The 19383-nt window shown below is 62.3% G+C and carries 15 protein-coding genes; 10 read left to right on the top strand and 5 right to left on the bottom strand.

All coding sequences use genetic code 11. The features are described 5' to 3' along the window. Positions 1-13 precede the first annotated feature (13 nt). From WNY61_RS13335 to xdhA, 4 genes are read right to left on the bottom strand one after another with little or no spacing between them, the layout of a single operon-like run. The gene (locus tag WNY61_RS13335; protein ID WP_342851913.1) at positions 14-1531 is read right to left on the bottom strand and encodes an ABC transporter ATP-binding protein; all 1518 of its coding nucleotides are present in this window, start codon (positions 1529-1531) and stop codon (positions 14-16) included. Then, positions 1528-2286, bottom strand: a complete 759-nt coding sequence (gene xdhC / locus WNY61_RS13330; protein WP_342851912.1) for a xanthine dehydrogenase accessory protein XdhC — start codon at positions 2284-2286, stop codon at positions 1528-1530. The genes WNY61_RS13335 and xdhC overlap by 4 nt, the downstream gene beginning before the upstream one ends. Further along, positions 2283-4697 (bottom strand): xanthine dehydrogenase molybdopterin binding subunit, encoded by a 2415-nt coding sequence (gene xdhB / locus WNY61_RS13325; protein WP_342851911.1) that lies wholly within the window; start codon positions 4695-4697, stop codon positions 2283-2285. Before xdhB ends, xdhC begins: the two co-directional genes overlap by 4 nt. After that, the gene (gene xdhA, locus WNY61_RS13320) at positions 4694-6085 is read right to left on the bottom strand and encodes a xanthine dehydrogenase small subunit (protein ID WP_342851910.1); all 1392 of its coding nucleotides are present in this window, start codon (positions 6083-6085) and stop codon (positions 4694-4696) included. Before xdhA ends, xdhB begins: the two co-directional genes overlap by 4 nt. Positions 6086-6267: 182 nt before the next feature. Here xdhA and dnaE point away from each other — a divergent pair, with 182 nt between their 5' ends. Both dnaE and WNY61_RS13310 read left to right on the top strand, forming a co-directional pair. Next, positions 6268-9804 carry a DNA polymerase III subunit alpha gene (dnaE, locus tag WNY61_RS13315; protein WP_342851909.1) on the top strand — a complete coding sequence of 1179 codons (3537 nt, stop codon included), beginning with the start codon at positions 6268-6270 and terminating at the stop codon, positions 9802-9804. A 96-nt stretch (positions 9805-9900) separates the two neighbouring features. Further along, positions 9901-10467 (top strand): hypothetical protein, encoded by a 567-nt coding sequence (locus WNY61_RS13310; protein WP_342851908.1) that lies wholly within the window; start codon positions 9901-9903, stop codon positions 10465-10467. A gap of 13 nt (positions 10468-10480) precedes the next feature. On the opposite strand, the gene WNY61_RS13305 is transcribed toward WNY61_RS13310, so the two are convergent. Continuing rightward, positions 10481-10675: a SlyX family protein gene (locus tag WNY61_RS13305; protein ID WP_040700622.1), complete on the bottom strand. Its 195-nt coding sequence runs from the start codon at positions 10673-10675 to the stop codon at positions 10481-10483. 179 nt (positions 10676-10854) lie between these two features. On the opposite strand from WNY61_RS13305, the gene hisS reads away from it, so the two are divergent. The 8 genes from hisS to WNY61_RS13265 all read left to right on the top strand — a co-directional run bounded on the left by hisS (position 10855) and on the right by WNY61_RS13265 (position 19383). Beyond that, complete coding sequence (gene hisS, locus WNY61_RS13300; protein ID WP_342851907.1) at positions 10855-12351, top strand: histidine--tRNA ligase; 1497 nt, start codon at positions 10855-10857, stop codon at positions 12349-12351. Next, on the top strand, positions 12351-13433 hold the full coding sequence (locus WNY61_RS13295) for an ATP phosphoribosyltransferase regulatory subunit (RefSeq protein ID WP_342851906.1): 1083 nt from the start codon (positions 12351-12353) through the stop codon (positions 13431-13433). The genes hisS and WNY61_RS13295 overlap by 1 nt, the downstream gene beginning before the upstream one ends. Continuing rightward, positions 13430-14119, top strand: coding sequence for an ATP phosphoribosyltransferase (gene hisG / locus WNY61_RS13290; RefSeq protein ID WP_342851905.1), 690 nt, complete (start codon positions 13430-13432; stop codon positions 14117-14119). The genes WNY61_RS13295 and hisG overlap by 4 nt, the downstream gene beginning before the upstream one ends. 212 nt (positions 14120-14331) lie before the next feature. Beyond that, positions 14332-15147 carry an ABC transporter ATP-binding protein gene (locus WNY61_RS13285; RefSeq protein WP_342851904.1) on the top strand — a complete coding sequence of 272 codons (816 nt, stop codon included), beginning with the start codon at positions 14332-14334 and terminating at the stop codon, positions 15145-15147. 70 nt (positions 15148-15217) lie between these two features. Beyond that, positions 15218-16222: a branched-chain amino acid ABC transporter permease gene (locus WNY61_RS13280; RefSeq protein WP_007117863.1), complete on the top strand. Its 1005-nt coding sequence runs from the start codon at positions 15218-15220 to the stop codon at positions 16220-16222. Next, positions 16219-17289 carry a branched-chain amino acid ABC transporter permease gene (locus tag WNY61_RS13275; RefSeq protein WP_342851903.1) on the top strand — a complete coding sequence of 357 codons (1071 nt, stop codon included), beginning with the start codon at positions 16219-16221 and terminating at the stop codon, positions 17287-17289. Before WNY61_RS13280 ends, WNY61_RS13275 begins: the two co-directional genes overlap by 4 nt. A gap of 30 nt (positions 17290-17319) precedes the next feature. Further along, the gene (locus WNY61_RS13270; RefSeq protein WP_342851902.1) at positions 17320-18528 is read left to right on the top strand and encodes an ABC transporter substrate-binding protein; all 1209 of its coding nucleotides are present in this window, start codon (positions 17320-17322) and stop codon (positions 18526-18528) included. Between the two features lie 60 nt (positions 18529-18588). Further along, positions 18589-19383 carry an ABC transporter ATP-binding protein gene (locus tag WNY61_RS13265; RefSeq protein WP_342851901.1) on the top strand — a complete coding sequence of 265 codons (795 nt, stop codon included), beginning with the start codon at positions 18589-18591 and terminating at the stop codon, positions 19381-19383.

The raw sequence follows: 19383 nt of genomic DNA, 5'->3' as shown, positions 1-19383 counted from the left end.
TGCGAGGTCTGCGTCAAACATGCGCCACCTCCATGCCATGTGCGCCGCCCATCATCAGGCCAATCTCGTCGACCGTCAGCCCCTGCGCAGGGCGCGTCGGCGACAGGCGGCCTTCGTTCAGCGCGGCGAAATTGTCGGAAATCTCCATCAACTCATCAAGGTCTTGGCTGATGACGATGACAGCGGTGCCGCCGGAGGCGAGGTCCAAAAGCGCCTGCCGGATCGCGGCGGCAGCAGAGGCATCGACCCCCCATGTTGGCTGGTTCACCACCAGCAGTTCGGGCCGTTGCAGCACCTCGCGTCCGATGACGAATTTCTGCAGGTTCCCACCCGACAGCGAGCGCGCCGCATTGCCGGGGCCGGGGGTGCGCACGTCGAACGTCTTGATGATTTTCTCGGCAAAACTGCGGGCCTTGCCCCAATCGAGCATACCGCCGCGCTCCAGCCCTTCGCGGGCGGCACCGGTCAGCATCGCGTTTTCAGTTAGCGACATATCCGGCACGGCGGCGTGCCCGAGCCGTTCTTCGGGCGCGGTCAACACCCCAAGCGCGCGGCGGGCGGTGGGGCCCAGAAGGCCGATGTCGCGCCCGTCAAAGGTGATCATGCCCGCCCCGACCAGCGTTTCACCCGAGAGCGCGTTGAGCAATTCGTCCTGCCCATTCCCCGCGACCCCGCCGATGCCTAACACCTCGCCGCGTCGCACCTCAACCGAGATTTCGCGCAGCGGCATGCCGAAAGCATGGGGCGACCGCGCCGAGAGTTTGTTGAGCGTCAGCGTCACTTCGCCCGGCGCCTTGCTGTCGCGCGTGGGCGTTTTCAGCGCCGAGCCGACCATCATTTCAGCCATGTCGCGCGCCGAGGTCTCGCGCGGGGTGCAATGGCCGACGACCTTGCCCAAACGCAGGATCGTGGCGCTGTCGCAAAGGCTGCGGATTTCTTCGAGCTTGTGCGAGATATAAAGGATCGCGGTGCCCTCTGCGCTGAGTTTGCGCAGGGTTTTGAAAAGGATTTCAACCTCTTGCGGAGTCAGCACCGAGGTCGGCTCGTCCATGATCAGCAGCTTCGGCTCTTGCAGCAGGCAGCGGATGATCTCAACCCGCTGACGTTCCCCCGCCGACAGATCGCCGACGATACGGTCCGGGGCCAGCGGCAGGCCATAGGTGTCTGAGACATCGCGGATTTGCTGGCTGAGTTCGCGCATGCGCGGCGGGTTTTCCATGCCGAGGGCGATGTTCTCGGCCACGCTGAGCGCGTCGAAAAGCGAGAAATGTTGAAACACCATGCCGACGCCCGCCTGCCGTGCGGCATGGGGATCGGTGGGGGCGAAGTTTTCGCCCCGCATCCGCATCTGGCCCGCGTCAGGTTTGACCAGCCCGTAGATCATCTTGACCAGCGTAGACTTGCCCGCACCATTTTCGCCCAGCAGGGCGTGAACCTCGCCCGGGGCGATCCGCAAGGACACGTCATCGTTCGCGACGACGCCGGGGTAGGCCTTGGTCAACCCGGAGAGGTCGAGAAGTTTGTCAGTCATGCGGAAGCCTTTGTCTGGGTCCGGGCGATGAGAGCGATCAACGCGCCATGGGCAATTTGCATAGGCAGCTTGCCCAGCGATTTATCGCCAATAGGGCAGATGATGCCAGAGGGATCCAGCCCCATGTCGCGCAAGCGGCGGGAAAAGCGTGATTTTTTTGTGTCAGAGCCGATCAGGCCGACAGTTTCCGCCCCGCGTTTCAGCAAAGCCGCGCAGAGGGCGAGGTCGATGTCATGAGAATAGGTGAAGATCAGGTGATGCGCGTTTTGCGGGGCGTGTGCGGCAAGGCGCGGCATGTCAGCGGCGGGGGTGGCGGCGACATGGGGCGGCACGTCTTTGGGGAAACGGTCTGGCGCGCTGTCGATCCATGTGATGGCAAAAGCGTTGGCTGGGCAGGCGGCCACCACCGCGCGGCCCACATGCCCCGCCCCCCAGAGCCAAAGTGGCACGTCACTGTTCAAAGCGGTGTTCAGCGGCAGCGGGGTGGCGGTGTCGAGCGGGCGGGGCGCTGACGTGTAGCGCAAGCTCACCGCGCCGCCGCAGCATTGGCCCAGGCCGGGGCCGAGCGGTAGGGTCTGATTGTCCTCATACCGCCCTTCGGCCAGCAGGCGACGGGCATGGGCAATCGCCTGGTGCTCCAACGCGCCGCCGCCGATGGTCCCGTCTATGGTGTCGGGCGTGACCTTCATCGCCGTGCCCGCATCGCGCGGGGCCGAGCCGCGCGTGGCGGTGATCTCGACGAAGATCGCGGTCATTTCCGCGCCCGTCCCACGGCGGCAAGGACGGCCTCGGCGGTGGCGGGGGCTTGCAGGTCGCCGTAGCCGTCGCCGCAGGCCGATACCGCATCCGACAGCGCCATGAAGGCCGAGATGCTCAACATGAAGGGCGGCTCGCCCACGGCCTTGGAGCGGTAGACCGTCTGCGCCGGGTTTGGCTGGTCCCAGAGCGCCACGTTGAACACGGGCGGGCGGTCGGAGCAGGCGGGGATCTTGTAGGTCGATGGCGCGTGGGTGCGCAGGGTGCCGGTTTCGTCCCAGACCAGTTCCTCGGTCGTGAGCCAGCCCGCGCCTTGCACGTATCCTCCCTCAATCTGGCCGATGTCCAGCGCGGGGTTCAGCGAGGCGCCCGCGTCATGCAGGATGTCAGTGCGCAGAATGCGGTTTTCGCCGGTCAGCGTGTCGATCACCACTTCGGTGCAGGCGGTACCATAGGCGAAGTAGTAGAATGGCCGCCCGCGCCCGGCGATGCGGTCCCATTCGATGTCGGGCGTTTTGTAGTAGCCAGTGGACGAGAGGCTGACCCGGTTTTCATAGGCCGAGGCGGCGGCAGCGGCGAAGGTGATCTCTTCCCCGCCGATGCGCACCATGCCGTCGGTGAACCGCACCTGATCTGGCGTCGTCTGGTAGCGTTCAGCCAGATGCTCGGCCATGCGGACGCGGATCGTGTCGCAGGCGTTTTGCGCCGCCATGCCGTTGAGGTCCGAGCCGGAAGAAGCCGCCGTGGCCGAGGTGTTGGGCACTTTGGCGGTGTCCGTTGCAGTGATCTTGACCAGTTCCGGCGAAACGCCGAAGCGCGAAGCGGCGACTTGCGCGACCTTCTGGAACAGCCCCTGCCCCATCTCGGTCCCGCCGTGGTTCAGGTGGATTGAGCCATCCTGATAGACATGGACCAGCGCCCCGGCTTGGTTGAGGTGCGTGAGCGTGAAGGAGATGCCGAATTTCACCGGCGTGATCGCAATGCCGCGTTTCAGAAGCGGGTTTGTAGCGTTCCATTCGGCGATGGCGGCGCGACGGGTCTCGTAATCGCAGCTTTCGACCAGTCGGTCGGTCAGGGCATTGATGATGCAATCGGTGACCGGCTGCTGGTAGGGCGTCGTTTGCACATCCGACGGTGTGGCCGGGATCGCAGGTTTGTCGGTGGGCGCAGGGGGCGCGCCGCGTGATGATAGATCGGCCTCGGCCTCCGGCGGGGTGCGATTGTCGATGGCGGTGCCGGTGGCCTCTACCTCGGTTGGGCGGTGGGCGTTATCGGTGTAGTAATTCGCCCGGCGCACGGCGAGCGGGTCAAGGCTCAGCTCATATGCGATATGGTCCATGACGCGCTCGATGCCGACGATCCCCTGCGGGCCGCCAAAACCGCGAAACGCTGTGGCGCTGGCGGTATTGGTGCGCAGGCGGTGCGAGGTGATGCGGATGTCGTGCAGATGGTAGGCGTTGTCGGCATGCAGCATGGCGCGATCGGCCACGGGCAAGCTGAGGTCCATCGACCAGCCGCAGCGGGTGTAATGGGTCACGTCCAGCGCGGTGATGCGCCCCGCCTCGTCAAAGCCCACGTCATAACTGATGCGGAAATCATGCCGCTTGCCGGTGATGATCATATCGTCATCCCGGTCATAGCGCATCTTGCAAGGCTTCCCGGTCAGCGATGCCGCAACCGAACAGGCAATCGCCAGCGCGTTGCCTTGGCTTTCCTTGCCACCGAAACCACCGCCCATGCGCCGGGTTTCCACCCGGACGGCATGCATCGGGCGGCCAATGGCATGGGCCACCTTATGCTGAATTTCGGTCGGGTGCTGGGTTGAGGAATGCACCAGCATGTCGCCATTGTCTTGCGGCAGAGCGAGGGCGGCTTGGCCTTCGAGGTAGAAGTGCTCTTGTCCGCCGAGCTCCATCTGACCAGACAGGCGGCGCGAGGCTTTGTCGAGCGCGGTGGCGGCGTCGCCCTTTTGATAGATGCGCGGTCCGTCTTCAAAGCGGCTGTTGGCAGCGAGCGCCTCTTCAACCGTCAGGATCGGGTCGCGTGGGGTGATCTGCGGCTTGCCAAGCTGTGCGGCACGGCGTGCGGCGAGGTGGCTGGTGGCGATAACTAGAAAGAGCGGCTGGCCTGCGAAGTGAACTTCGCCCGTCGCTAAGAGCGGCTCATCATGGTTCGACGGCGAGGTGTCGCAGTCATGGACGAGATCATCGGCGCTCAGCACTTTGACCACGCCGGGCGCAGACCGCACGGCATCAAGGTCAAGCGCCGTCAATTCGCCCGCCGCGACGGGGCTCAGGCCAAAGGCCAGATGCAGCGTGCCGCGCGGGGTGGGGATGTCATCGACATAGCGCGCGGCGCCTGTGACATGCAGTTTTGCGGCATCATGGGGAAGGGGTTTTGCAACGCTCATGCCGAGACCTCCTGTACATTGGTGGTCTGCCCGTTGGCGTCATGGAAGTAACGCAGCAGCATGTTTTGGGCCGACTCCATTCGGTAGGCGGCAGAGGCGCGCATGTCTGAGAGAGGGGTGAAGTCGTCTTGCATGGCGGTCATGGCGCGGCGGATGGTGTTTTCGTGCCACGGTTGGCCGACCAGGGCGGCTTCGGCCGCCGCGGCGCGTTTGGGGGTGGCGGCCATGCCGCCAAAGGCGATGCGGGCGGTGAGGATTTCGGACCCGTTGCCGGTGATCGAGATACAGCCGCAGACCGCAGAGATGTCTTGGTCAAAGCGCTTCGACAGTTTGTAGCAGCGCAGCGTGTCGTGCTGGCGCGGCACGGTGATGGCTTCGACAAATTCGCCCGGCGCCCGGTCTTGTTTGCCGTAGTCGAGGAAGAAATCTTCCAGCGCAATCTCACGCCGCGTATCACCGCGCCGCAGTTGCAGCGTGGCCCCAAGGGCGATCAGCGCGGGTGGGCCGTCTCCGATGGGGGAGCCATTGGCGATATTGCCGCCCAAAGTCGCGGCATTGCGGACCTGTGTAGAGCCATAGCGCCGCAGCATGGTGCCGAGGCTTGGATGCAGCGGGGAGAGCTTCGCTTCAACCTCCGTAAGCGTGGTCATCGCGCCAATGCGCAGGCCGGTTTCGTCCTCGGTGATTCCACGCAGATCGGCGCAGCGGTTGAGGAAGGCGACTGCGCCGAGATCGCGGAAGCCTTTGGTGACCCAGAGGCCCACATCGGTGGCCCCGGCGATCAGCGTGGCGTCTGGATTATCGAGATACCAAGCGGCGAGGGCGTCGCTGCTTTCGGGCTGCACATGGGGTGCGCCCTCGGCCTTGGCGACGGCAGGGATGTCTTTGGCCAATTTGCCCGATAGGTTGCGCAGATGCTCCGGCACCGGCGTGCCTTCGGCAGCCTCGGCGGCACGGATGATAGGGGCGTAGCCGGTACAGCGGCAGAGGTTGCCCGCGAGTTGCACGTCGTGGTCCGTAGCGCCGTTCAGATGTGCCGTGGCCATCGAAACGATGAAGCCCGGCGTACAGAACCCGCATTGGCTGCCGTGATGTTCGACCATCGTCTCTTGCACCGGGTGCAGCGTGCCATCGGGGTTTGCGATGCCCTCGACCGTGGTGATCGCCTTGCCGTTCACCTGCGGTAGGAACAGGATGCAACCATTGAGCGCCCGGCTGCCCTGCGCGTCCGTAATCATGACCGAGCAAGCCCCGCAGTCGCCCTCATTGCAGCCCTCTTTGGTCCCCGTCAGGCCACGGTCTTCGCGCAGCCAGTCCAGCAGTGTCGTCGTCGGGGAAACGTTGGAGAGCGACACGACTTCTCCGTTGAGAAGAAAAGTGATGTCCATTGGTTCACATCCGCCGCGGTACAAAGTGGCCCATAGCATTGCGCGGGTTCGATGCGGCGTAGAACCGGGCGCGGGCGAGGTAGAGGTTAGGCTAGCGGGGCCGGGTGCGTTTTGGCAAGGAAAAATGCGCTGGGCGCGATCGGGTGCTGGTGCCTGCGGGGCGCGTCGCGTAAATTGCGGGCATGTCAAATGATCCCCGATTCATTCACCTGCGTAGCCATTCCGAATATTCCTTGTTGGAAGGCGCGCTGCGGTTGAAAAAGCTGCCGGGCATGTGCCGTGACGCGGGCATGCCCGCGCTGGCGCTGACCGACACAAACAACATGTTCGCAGCACTTGAGTTCTCTGTCGCCATGGCGGGCGCGGGGGTACAGCCGATCATCGGCTGTCAGGTTGATCTGGCCTATGTCGAGGTGCAGCCGGGTGAAAAGCCGCGCCCGCCCGCGCCGGTGGTCCTGCTGGCACAGAGCGAATTGGGCTATGAAAACCTGATGAAGCTGAATTCTTGCCTTTACCTTGATAAGGGCGGGGCGGTGGCCGAGGTGACACTGGATGAGTTAGAGGCGCTGAGCGCGGATATCATCTGCCTGACCGGTGGCCCGATGGGGCCGGTGGGCATGCTGTTGCAAGGCGGCCAGCGTCCGGCGGCAGAGGCGCTGATGGCGCGGCTGAAGAACGCCTTTGGCGACCGGCTCTATGTTGAGTTGCAACGCCACCCCGTGGACGGTGGCCAGCCAGAGCCTGAACGGCTGACCGAGCGTGGCTTTGTCGAGATGGCCTATGCGATGGACATCCCGCTGGTCGCGACGAACGACGTTTATTTCCCAAAAACTGACATGTATGAGGCGCATGATGCGCTGATCTGTATCTCGGAAGGCGCATATGTTGACCAGCAGCAGCCGCGCCGCCGTCTGACCGCGCAGCATTACTTCAAATCGCAGGCCGAGATGGCGACGCTGTTCGCCGATCTGCCCGAAGCGCTGAGCAACACGGTCGAGATCGCCAAACGCTGCGCCTTTATGGCTTATCGCCGCGACCCGATCCTGCCGAAGTTTGCGGATGATGAGGTTGCTGAACTACGCCGCATGGCCAATGAGGGCTTGCAAGCCCGCCTTGCCGTGATCCCCCATGCGGTCAGCGTTGAGGACTACCAAAAGCGGCTCGATTTCGAGCTGGGCATCATCGAAGGCATGGGATTCCCCGGCTACTTCCTGATCGTTGCCGACTTTATCCAATGGGCCAAGGATAATAATATTCCGGTCGGGCCGGGCCGGGGCTCGGGTGCGGGCTCGCTCGTGGCCTATGCGCTGACCGTGACGGACCTTGATCCGCTGCGCTATTCGCTGCTGTTTGAGCGCTTCCTCAATCCCGAACGTGTTTCGATGCCCGACTTCGACATCGACTTTTGCATGGACCGCCGTGAAGAGGTGATCCGATATGTGCAGGAGAAATATGGCCGCGACAAAGTGGGGCAGATCATCACCTTCGGTGCGCTGCTGTCTAAAGCTGCGGTGCGCGATATCGGGCGCGTGTTGCAGATGCCCTACGGGCAGGTGGACCGCCTGTCCAAGATGATCCCGGTCGAAGGCGTGAAGCCCGTCAGCATCGAAAAGGCGCTGGCGGATGAGCCGCGCCTGCGCGAAGAGGCGAAGAACGAAGAGGTCGTGGCGCGGCTGCTGAACTACGGCCAGCAGGTCGAGGGCTTGCTGAGAAACGCATCGACCCACGCGGCGGGGGTGGTGATCGGGGATCGACCGCTCGATCAGCTGGTGCCGCTCTACCAAGATCCGCGCTCCGATATGCCTGCGACGCAGTTCAACATGAAATGGGTTGAACAGGCGGGGCTGGTGAAGTTCGACTTTCTGGGTCTGAAAACGCTGACCGTGATCCAAAACGCGGTGGACCAGATCAAAGCGGGCGGGCGGCATCTACATATTGCCGCTGATGGTTCTGAAATCTACCAGCCGCCAGAGGGGCATATCGACGATATCGCCACCATCCCGCTTGATGATAAAGCCACCTACAAGCTCTATTCCGGCGCCAAGACTGTCGCGGTCTTTCAGGTGGAATCCAGCGGCATGATGGATGCGCTCAAGCGCATGAAGCCGACTTGTATCGAAGACATCGTGGCGCTTGTGGCGCTCTACCGTCCCGGCCCGATGGAGAATATTCCGACCTACTGTGAGGTGAAAAACGGCCAGCGCGAATTGGAGTCGGTCCATCCGTCAATCGACTACATCCTTGAAGAGACCCAAGGCATCATCGTCTATCAGGAACAGGTGATGCAGATCGCGCAGGTCATGGCGGGCTACTCGCTTGGCGGCGCTGACCTGCTGCGCCGTGCGATGGGTAAAAAGATCGCCGAAGAAATGGCCAAGGAACGCCCCAAGTTCGAAAAGGGCGCGATGGCTAATGGGGTCGATAAGAAGAAGGCGGCGGAGGTTTTCGACCTTCTGGAGAAATTCGCCAACTACGGTTTCAACAAATCCCACGCGGCGGCCTATGCGGTGGTCAGCTACCAGACGGCTTGGCTGAAAGCGAACCACCCGGTCGAGTTCATGGCCGGGGTCATGAACTGCGATATCCACCTGACCGACAAGCTGGCGGTCTACTTCGAGGAAGTGCGCAAGCGGCTAGAACTGCCTTGGGTGCCGCCTTGTGTGAACCGCTCGGATGCGACGTTCAAAGTGGTCGATGGGGCGCTGGTATATGCGCTCGGTGCTCTAAAGAACGTCGGTCTGGAAGCGATGAAGCTGGTGACCGAGGGGCGCAAAGTGGATGGGGTCGATCGGCCTTTTGCCACGCTTTATGACCTCGCGCGGCGGGTGGACCTGAAGCGCGTCGGCAAGCGACCCTTGGAGATGCTGGTGCGCTCGGGCGCTTTCGATCAGCTCGACAGCAACCGGCGGCGGGTATTTCAATCGCTCGACGGGTTGGTCAGCTATTCGGCGGCGATTCATGAGCAGAAGGCCAGCAATCAGGTCTCGCTCTTTGGGGAGGCGGGCGACGATCTGCCCGAGCCGCGCATGTTGCCCTGTGATGACTGGCAATCGGCAGAGCGGCTGGCCGAGGAGTTCAAGGCGGTGGGCTTCTATCTGTCCGGTCACCCGCTGGACGACTATATGGTGCCGCTCCGGCGCAAATGGGCGCGGGAAACTGGGCTGCCTTTCCTGACGCTGGATGAGTTGACCGAGAAGGTCAGCACCCGTGGCGCGATGAACGCGCGGCTGGCGGGGGTGGTCGCGGGGCGGCAGGAGCGGAAATCGGCGCGGGGCAACCGCTTTGCCTTTGCGCAGCTGTCGGACACCACGGGCGGCTATGAGGTGACGCTGTTTTCCGACACGCTGGAATTGGCGCGTGAGCATCTTGAGGTCGGCTCAAAGATCGTGATCACGGTTGAGGCGACGATGGAGAGCGACCAGCTCAAGCTGCTGGGCCGTTCGGTCGCGCCGATTGATGCGGCAGTGGCGGATGCGGGCAGCATGGGGTTGCGGGTGTTCATCGATGGGCCGGGGGCGATTCAGGCGGTGGCCGATGTGCTCGACGGCGCACGTCAAGCGGTCAAGGCGGCGGGCAAGGGGCCGGTGCAGTTCTGCCTCATGGACCCAAGCCTGCCTGGCGAGGTTGAGGTCGATCTGGGCCGGGAGTTCCCCGTGACACCGCAGATCAAAGGCGCGATCCGCTCGCTAGACGGTGTAATGGAAGTCGAAGAAATCTAACCCCGGATCTTGCGGAGCTCCGGCTCTTTTTCCGCCCGTCAGTGGACGGCAAGCCATGGCTGCGCTAATTCCCTGACAACCAAAGGGGAGCAGACCATGAACCGACGCATCAGCCTTTTATTCATGGCAGCGCTTCTCTCCGCCTGCGGCATGGCGCCCCCCGCACCATCGCCTCAGGTCGCGGAGGTCGGCTTTGGCACCGCCTTGCCGTTTGGCGAGGTCGCCCGCGTCTGTGATGTGCGCGAGCAGGATTTGGGGAAGATGGTCGAAGAACCCGTGGCGCGGGGCTATCGGCTGTTCGATTCGCAACCCGGCAGCGCGGGGCCGCGCAGTTTCTACATCACCGGTTTTGCGGATGACTGCGCGCGCCAGTTGACGGCGGCCAATGTGCTGTTCGGCACGCCGTCGGTCTACGAACAGTTGCACTATGGCCCGGCTGGGGAAAACCTGCCCATTGCTGAGACCGACGCGGCCTATGAGGCAATCAAGGCCAGCGTCTGCGGCGCGGGCAAGGGCAAACCCTGCGGCAAGCGGATTGGCACGCTCGATGATACGGCGTTTTTCGTTAGTGCTTATGAGCGGTTGGGCCAGACCGCGCGTTGGTCTGAGGTGCTGGTGCATGACGGGGCCGTGGCCGCCGTGGCAATGAAATCAGCGGATTGAGCGGGACCGCCGCTTAGTAATGGGGGGGCCGCTCATCGCCCATGACGACAGCACCGCCGCCTGAGGCATCCCGTTCCCCTTCGCGCTGCATCAACATATGCACGCGGCGGTTCAAGGTGACGATCTCATCCTCCTGACGGGTGACGATCTCTGACATATCGTCGACCGCACGGGTCAGATGGGCGATCTGCTCTTCAAGTTGATTGATCCGGTCTGCGGTTTCGTCTGGTGTCTGATCTGCGGCTTGATCTGTCATGGGGGCGCGTCCTTTTTGCGCGATTTAGCATGGGCGGGCGGCACAGGACAGGGGCAACACGCGGCGTTGCTTGCTCTTGCGGGGGGCTTGGGCTAGACGCGAGGCCAATTGATGCACCGAGGATCCTTGCCATGGCAAAGCCCAAGAAAACCCCCCGTCCCAAGGCGCAGACCCCGAAAGGGTTCCGCGATTATTTCGGGACCGAGGTGACCCATCGGGCCGAGATGCTCAGCAAGATCGCCGCCGTCTATCACCGCTATGGGTTCGACGCGCTAGAGAGCTCGGGCGTGGAGACGGTTGAGGCGCTTGGCAAATTCCTCCCCGATGTGGACCGCCCGAACGAAGGTGTTTTCGCGTGGCAGGAAGATTCCGAAGGCGACAAGCCCGGCGATTGGCTGGCGCTGCGCTATGATCTGACGGCCCCCTTGGCGCGGGTCTATGCTCAGCACCGCAACGATCTGCCGATGCCCTACCGCCGTTATGCGATGGGGCCGGTCTGGCGCAACGAAAAGCCGGGGCCGGGGCGGTTTCGCCAATTTTATCAGTGTGATGCGGATACCGTGGGCGCGCCATCGGTGGCGGCAGATGCCGAGATTTGCGCTATGCTGGCCGATTGTCTTGAGGAAGTCGGGATCGCACGCGGCGACTATGTGGTGCGGGTGAACAACCGCAAGGTGCTGAACGGTGTGCTGGAAGTTGCGGGCCTTGCCGGAGACGACAAAGACACCGAACGCGGCATCGTGCTGCGGGCCATCGACAAGTTGGACCGGCTGGGGCCAGAGGGCGTGCGGGCCCTGCTGGGCGAAGGCCGCAAAGACGACAGCGGCGATTTCACCAAGGGCGCCGGGTTGGAAGACGCGCAGGCCGATGTGGTCATGGGCTTCATGCAGGCCAAACGCGATACAGGTGCCGAGACTGTCGCGCGGCTGCGCGAGTTGGTCGCTGGCTCCGATGTCGGTGTGCAAGGTGTGGATGAGCTTGAGTTGATCTCTGACCTTCTGGCGGCGGGTGGCTATGGCCCTGACCGGGTTGAGATTGATCCGTCGGTGGTCCGCGGCCTTGGCTATTACACCGGCCCGGTGTTCGAGGCCGAACTCACCTTCGAGATCAAAGACGAAAAAGGCCGCGCGCGCAACTTCGGCTCGGTCGCGGGCGGTGGGCGCTATGATGATCTGGTCAAGCGGTTTACCGGGCAAGAAGTGCCTGCCACGGGCGTCTCCATCGGCGTTGACCGGCTGCTGGCCGCGCTTGCTGCGAAGGGGCGGCTTGAGGCCGAGGCGACTGGCCCCGTCGTTGTCACCGTGATGGACCGCGACCGCATGGCCGATTATCAGGCAATGGTCGCGGAACTGCGGCAGGCGGGCATCCGGGCGGAGGTCTATCTGGGCAACCCAAAGAACTTTGGCAACCAGATGAAATACGCCGACAAGCGGCAGAGCCCGGTCGTCGTCATCGAAGGCGGCGACGAACAGGCGCGCGGCGTGGTGCAGATCAAGGACATGGTGCTGGGCGCGCAACTGGCGCAAGAGGCCAGCCATGATGAGTGGAAAGAGCGCCCCAACCAATATGAGGTGCCCCGCCCCGATCTGATCAAAGCGGTCTGCGATATTCTGGATCGGGCAAGCTGATGCCCACACGTTCCGAAACGCTGGCGCGCGCGGCTTCCCTGCGCGCGATTTTCGAGGCGCAGGGCGCCGTGCTAGTCGAGCCGCCGATCTTGCAACCGGCCGACACGCTGCTGGACCTTTACGGCGAGGATATCCGCGCGCGCGCCTATGTGACTTCGGACGCGCTGCGCGGTGAGCAGATGCTGCGCCCCGATTTCACGGTACCGGTGGTGCAGATGCATATGGCCCATGGGGCTGAGCCCGCGCGCTACACCTATTCCGGCGAGGTTTTCCGCCGTCAGGAACACGACCCGAACCGTGCCAATGAATACATTCAGGTGGGTTTCGAGGTTTTCGACCGCGCCGACCCGGCGGCGGCAGATGCTGAGGTTTTTGCTCTGATCGCCGAGGCGATGCAGGGGCTGCCGATGCGCCCCGTGACGGGCGATATCGGCGTGCTGATGGCGGCGGTGCAGGGGCTCGATACTTCGCCCGCGCGTAAACAGGCGTTGATGCGGCACATCTGGCGCCCGCGCCGCTTTCGCGCATTGCTTGACCGCTATGCCGGGCGTACCCCGGTGCCTGCCGGGCGCAAGGCGTTGCTCGCCAATGCCGACGCGGTCTGCGATGCCCCCAAGGTCGGTCTGCGGTCGCAGGCAGAGATCGAAGCGCGTGTTGCGGCGCTGCGTGAAGATGCCACAACAGCCCCGATTTCCGCCCAGCAAGTCGATCTATTTGAAGCGCTGCTAGAGATCAAAGAAACCCTGCCCAATGCGCTCAGCCGTCTGCGTGATCTGGCTGTCGACATGCCTGCCATCGGCGATGCAGTGGCCCGCGTTGCCGCCCGCGCCGAAGCGATGCGCGCGCGCGGGATCGACACCGATGCGCTGCTGTTCGAGGCCAGCCACGGGCGGTCTTCGATGGAATATTACGACGGTTTTGTCTTTGCCTTTAAGGCCGAGGCGCGCCCTGATCTGCCCAGTATCGCGAGCGGTGGGCGCTATGACGCGCTGACCCGGCGGCTGGGGCAGGGTGGTGAAATCCCGGCGGTGGGCGGTGTGATGCGCCCCGGTCTGATGCTGGAACTGGAGGCCGGGCAATGACGCTGAAACTTGGCGTGCCGTCCAAGGGGCGGCTGATGGAAAAGACCTTTGAGTGGTTCGGCGCGCGCGGCGTGCGCCTGCAGCGCACCGGGTCTGACCGCGAGTATGCGGGTAAGGTTGAGGGCATCGAGGATGTCTCGCTGGTGCTGCTCTCTGCCGGAGAAATCCCCCGCGAACTGTCGGCGGGGCGCATCCACCTTGGCGTGACCGGCACCGATCTGGTGCAAGAGAAGCTGGCACTGTGGGATCAACTGGTCGAGCCGCTGGAGGAACTGAACTTTGGTCATGCCGACCTGATCATCGCTGTGCCGCAGTCTTGGGTCGATGTCGATACACTTGATGACCTTGACGCAGCCGCAGCAGCGTTCCGCACCGAACACGGCTTCCGGCTGCGCATCGCTACGAAATATCACCGGCTGGTGCGGGAATTCCTGCGTACCCACGGTGTTGCCGACTACGCGCTGGTCGACAGCCAAGGCGCGACCGAAGGCACGGTGCTAAATGAAACCGCCGAGGCGATTGCCGATATCACCTCCAGCGGTGAGACCCTGCGCGCCAACCACCTGAAGATCCTCAGCGACGGGTTGATCTTGCAGTCGCAGGCGACGCTCTGGCGCTCACGCATGGCGCCACTGGAAGACCACAGCCGCAAAGCGCTGAAATCCCTGATCGCACAACTGACCTGACGTAGCGTCACAACTGCGCGATTTTCCTTTGGTTTCCAGATCATTGCACCCTCTGGGCCAGTTCGGCTCAGGGGCACTTCGCTGTGCATATCATCAAGACCCTTGCGGGATGGCGGGACTTGGATAGGGTGAAAGGGTCAACAGGCCCGATGCCGAAAGCGCCGCCAAAAGGAGCAGGGATCGGGACATAGGGAGGATCCGTCGATGATCGGATGTCACGCGCCCCTCGCGAGGGGCCGCAGCTGTCGCCGCATGGGAGTGGGCGATTGCTGAAGATTGAGGATTTGCATCTGTCCTTTGGCGGCATCAAGGCGCTGCAGGGGGTGAATTTCGAAGCCGGGGCCGGAGAGATCACCGGTGTCATTGGCCCCAACGGCGCGGGCAAGACCTCACTTTTCAACGCGATTTCAGGGTTTTACAAACCTGACCGGGGGCGTGTTTCCTTCGAGGGGGAAGATATCACCACGCTCAGCCCCGACAAACGGGCGGGGCTTGGGCTGGCGCGGACTTTCCAGAATATCGCGCTGTTTCGCGGCATGACTGTGCTCGATAACATCAAGCTGGGCGGCCACACGCGGTTGAATACCAGTGTCTGGCAGGCGCTGCGCTATTTCGGCGCCGCGCAGAAAGCCGAGTTGGAGCTGCGCCGCGAGATCGAAGAGCAGGTGATCGACTTTCTTGAGATCGACCACATCCGCAAATACCCGATCACCATGTTGCCCTACGGTCTGCAAAAGCGGGTCGAGCTGGGCCGGGCGCTGGCGATGCGGCCGAAGGTCTTGCTGCTGGATGAGCCGGTGGCGGGCATGAATCGCGAAGAAACAGCGGATATGGCGCGTTTTATCCTCGACGTGCAGGAGCAGTTCGGCACCACGATCCTACTGGTCGAACATGACATGCATATGGTGATGGATATCTGCTCGCGCATCGTGGTGCTGAACTTCGGTCAGCAGATCGCCAGTGGCACGCCAGAAGAGGTTTCCAAAGACCCGGCAGTGATCGAAGCCTATCTGGGGGCAGCGGCATGACGATTTCTTTCAAAGAAATCGGGCCGGAATTTTTTGAAAATTCCGGAGTCCGGCACGGGGAGGCGTTCTAATGGGGCAGTTTGTTCAATTTGCGATCAACGGGCTGATGGCAGGGGCGATATATGCGCTGATCGCCGTCGGGATCGTCAGCGTTTACAAGGCCACAAAGGTGGTCAACTTCGCCCACGGCTACCTGATCATGTTCGGGGCCTATTTCTATTTCACCTTTGCGGTGATTGTGCCGGGACAGCCTTGGGCGCCTGCATGGCTGGCCTCGTGGCAACCGGGCTGGATGGTCGAGATGCGGGGCGAATTGCCGATGTTCTCGCCCGTGGCGGCGGTGCTGGACTGGGTGGCGAACCTCCCGCGTATCGTGCTGGGATTGCTGGGCGCGCTGATCTGCAACGCCATTCTGGGGCGGATCATTGAGCGGGTGTTGATGCGCCCGCTGATGGGGCAGTCGATCTTTGCGATGATTATGGTGACGGTGGGGCTGATTTCGATCCTTTCGGGTGCTGCGCAGTTAATCTGGACGGCGGATGCGGCGAGCGTGCCCTATATTGCGCCCAATATGCCGATCCGGTTTGAACTTTTTGGGACGATGATCTTCCTCTTTGGGACCGACTTGGTAAACATGTTTGTGGCACTGCTGCTGTTCGGCGGCATCGTGGCTTTCGTAAAATTCACCAAAGGCGGCATCGCCATTCGCGCCACGGCAGAGGATCAGTCGACCGCCTATTCGATGGGCATTTCGGTGCCCAAAGTCTTCTCGCGGGCGTGGGTTCTTGCCAGCACGACAGGCGCTATCGCTGGAGCGATTTTGGCCACGCGCAACGGCATTTCTCCCAGCCTCGGGCTTTTTGGTTTTTCGGTGCTGGCGATCGTGTTGATGGGCGGGCTTGATAGCTATGTGGGCGTGCTGATCGCCGCGATGGTTGTCGGCGTGCTTGAGGCGATGACCCAGTGGAAGATGGGCGGAGGCTGGGCCGAGATCGTGCCTTATGTCACCGTGCTGGTGGTGCTGGTTTGGCGGCCGCATGGGTTAATGGGCCAAAAAGAGGTTGAGCGGATATGATTAACGCGAACCTCAAATCAACTTACGCTGCCGATGAGCGTGTGTTGAACAACCGCTACAAGCAGGCATTTGTCTATGCGACGATTGTGGCGCTGGCGCTGTTTACAGCCTTTGGCAACGACTACTTAATCCTGATCGCCAGCCAGATGGGCATCCTGCTGATCGCGGTGGTGGGGATTAATATTCTGACCGGCTATACCGGGCTGGTCTCTCTTGGCCACGGCGCTTTCGTCGCGATCGGTGCCTATGCGGTGACGATCTTTGGCAACCTCGGGGCCGGAGTTATCCCTGCGGGGCTGATGCCCTTTATTTCAGTGCCACTGGCTGTGGCACTGGCCGCTGCGGTGGGGGTGTTGGTCGGGCTGCCGAGCTTGCGGGTCAAAGGGCTCTACCTCGCCGTGGCAACGCTGGCGGCGAACTTCATCGTGATTTTCCTGATCGAAGAAGACCTCTTTGCGCCTTGGACGGGCGGCATGGTCGGGATCAATACCAATGTGCCGAACTTGCTGGGCTGGGAGTTGGACACCAAGCGCGAGATGTTCGGGCTGATCGCCGTCGTGGGACTGGTGTCGTTGTTAGCGGCGCAGAACCTGATCCGCACCCGCATCGGGCGCGCCTTCATCGCCATCCGTGACCGGGATTACTCCGCCGAAATCCTCGGCATTTCGCTGTTGCGCTACAAGTTGATGAGCTTTGCCCTCTCGGCCGCCTATTGCGGGCTGGCAGGGGCGCTATTCGCTTACTTCTACGCGCGCATTCTGCCTGAACAGTTTGAACTTGCGCTGTCGCTCAACCTTGTCGCTGCACTGATTATCGGCGGCATGGGGCGCACGATGGGGCCGGTCTTTGGCGTAATCATCGTGGTTATGGTGCCAGAACTGATCAAGGTGCTCTTTGGTGCGCTGGCCGGCGACAGCGCCGGGGCCGGGCAACTGCGCGCCCCATTGCAGCAAATCGCCTTTGGCGTGCTGCTTGTGCTGTTCCTGCTGAAAGAACCGCTCGGCATTAACCAGATCGTAGACCGCATATTACGCGCCGCAAACAGATGGCCCTTTGCGCGCGGATAACAACAACAGGCCACTTTAGGGAGAAGACAGATGACAATGAACCGCCGATCCTTCCTCGCTACCACTGCTGCTGCCACAGCGGGCATTGGCATGCCGATGATCCTGCGTGCGCAGCCGAAAGAATATGTGTTGGGGGCGTCGCTGCCGCTCACCGGCCCCTTTGCCACAGCAGGCCAGTTGGTTGCGCCCGCCTTTGCCATGGCCGCGAAGCTCTTTAACGACGAGGGCGGCATCGCGGGGACGCCCATTCGTTTCGTGACCGAAGATTCCGGCTATGTACCGCAGAACGCGCTGAACAACTATCAGCGCGCACTGGCGTCTGAAGGTAAAAACATGATCGGCTATTTCGCCGACAGCACCGGCGCGATGAAGCTGATTGCGCCTGAGTTGAAGGGCGAGAACGCGCGGATCATGGGGTCGACTTCTTTTGCCTCCGAGTTGGCCGATCCCGCGACGCATCCCTACCAGTATCTCAGCGGCCCGACCTATCAGAGCCAGTTTGATATCCTGCTGCAGAACATCAAGAACGAGGGCGGGCAGAAGGTCGCCTTCATCTTCTCCAACACAGAATTTGGCCGCGACCCGATCGAGCATGGCCGCAAACGGGCCGAAGAGCTGGGGCTGGAAGTCGTGTTGGAGGAAAGCACCAAGGCCGAGGGGGCCGATATTCCGACCCATGTGACCAAGCTGGCGCAGTCGGGGGCGGATCACTGCATCTTGCAGGGCTATGTGACCGGCGTCTGGCCACAACTTATCGGCGGCGCGCGGCAGTTTGGTCTGCCGGTGAAATTCAAAGGCACTTTCTGGGGCATGGAAAAGCTAATTGCCGACCGGATCACCGCCGAGGCGGGGCCGTTCCTTGCCGGTTACGAGGGTGTCATGCCCTACCGCTACTTTTATGACCGCGAAGAGGCGCCGCGCTACCAGCAGTACGCAGAGCTCAGCAAGACGATGTTCGCAGGCACGCCGCTTGAGAACTACATGTCGACTTGGGCGATCCAGACCATGTGCGGGCTAGAGATTGCCATGAAGGCTTTCCGCGATACCGCCGAAGCCGGCCAAGAACTGACGGCAGACAACATCGCTGAGAACCTCGCGAATATCTCTGATTGGGATTCAGGTGGCTTTTTCGGTGGGCCGGTGAGCATGGAGAACAACGCGATCGGGACGGGCCGGGTCTATGGCTACAACCCCGAGGATGGGCTTTTCACGCCCAAGTCGGATTGGTTCACCGTTTAAACAAACGTCCGGGGGTACGGCCCCCGGATTCCCCCGTTTTGGCCGGAAAAGGAAGCGCCCGTGCTGACCATCGAGAACATCGAAGTGACCTATCATCACACGGTGCAAGCGCTGCGCGGGCTGTCTTTGGAAGTGCCGGACGGCAAGATCGTCACGCTGTTGGGCACCAATGGCGCGGGTAAGACGACGACGCTTAAGGCGGCAAGCAACCTGCTGGCACTTGAGAATGGTGAGGTGGGCGAGGGACGAATTTCGTTCAAGGGTCAGTCGATCATGACGATCCAGCCTGACCGTCTGGTGCAGCAAGGGCTGTTCCATGTGCGCGAGGGGCGGCGGATTTTCAGCGAGATGACGGTTGAGGATAACCTGATCGCCGCGTCTTATGCGCTGGACCAGCGCAAGGCGAAGCCCGACTATGATAAGGTTTACGCGTTCTTTCCCCGGCTAAAAGAACGGCGGAAACAGATCGCGGGCTACCTGTCGGGCGGAGAGCAGCAGATGCTGGCCTTTGGCCGAGCGATGATTGCGCGGCCTGAATTGATCTTGATGGATGAGCCATCGCTGGGTCTTGCGCCCAAGGTGGTGGCCGAGATTTTCGACACGATTAAACGGCTGAACGTCGAAGATGGCACGGCGATCCTGTTGGTCGAACAGAACGCAGGCGTGGCCTTTTCCGTCGCGGACTACGGCTACATCATGGAAAGCGGTCAGATCGTCATGGAGGGCGATGTGGCCAAGCTGCGCGGCGACAAGGATATCCAGTCTTTCTACCTCGGAATGGGGGAGGAGGGCGGTGAGCGGCAGTCCTTCCGCGATGTGAAGCATTACAAACGCCGCAAACGCTGGCTCAGCTAA

The organism is Sulfitobacter sp. AS92, assembly GCF_038900015.1.
Lineage (GTDB): Bacteria > Pseudomonadota > Alphaproteobacteria > Rhodobacterales > Rhodobacteraceae > Sulfitobacter.
The sequence above is the reverse complement of the archived record's forward strand: the minus strand, read 5'-3'. Positions and strand labels throughout refer to the sequence as shown.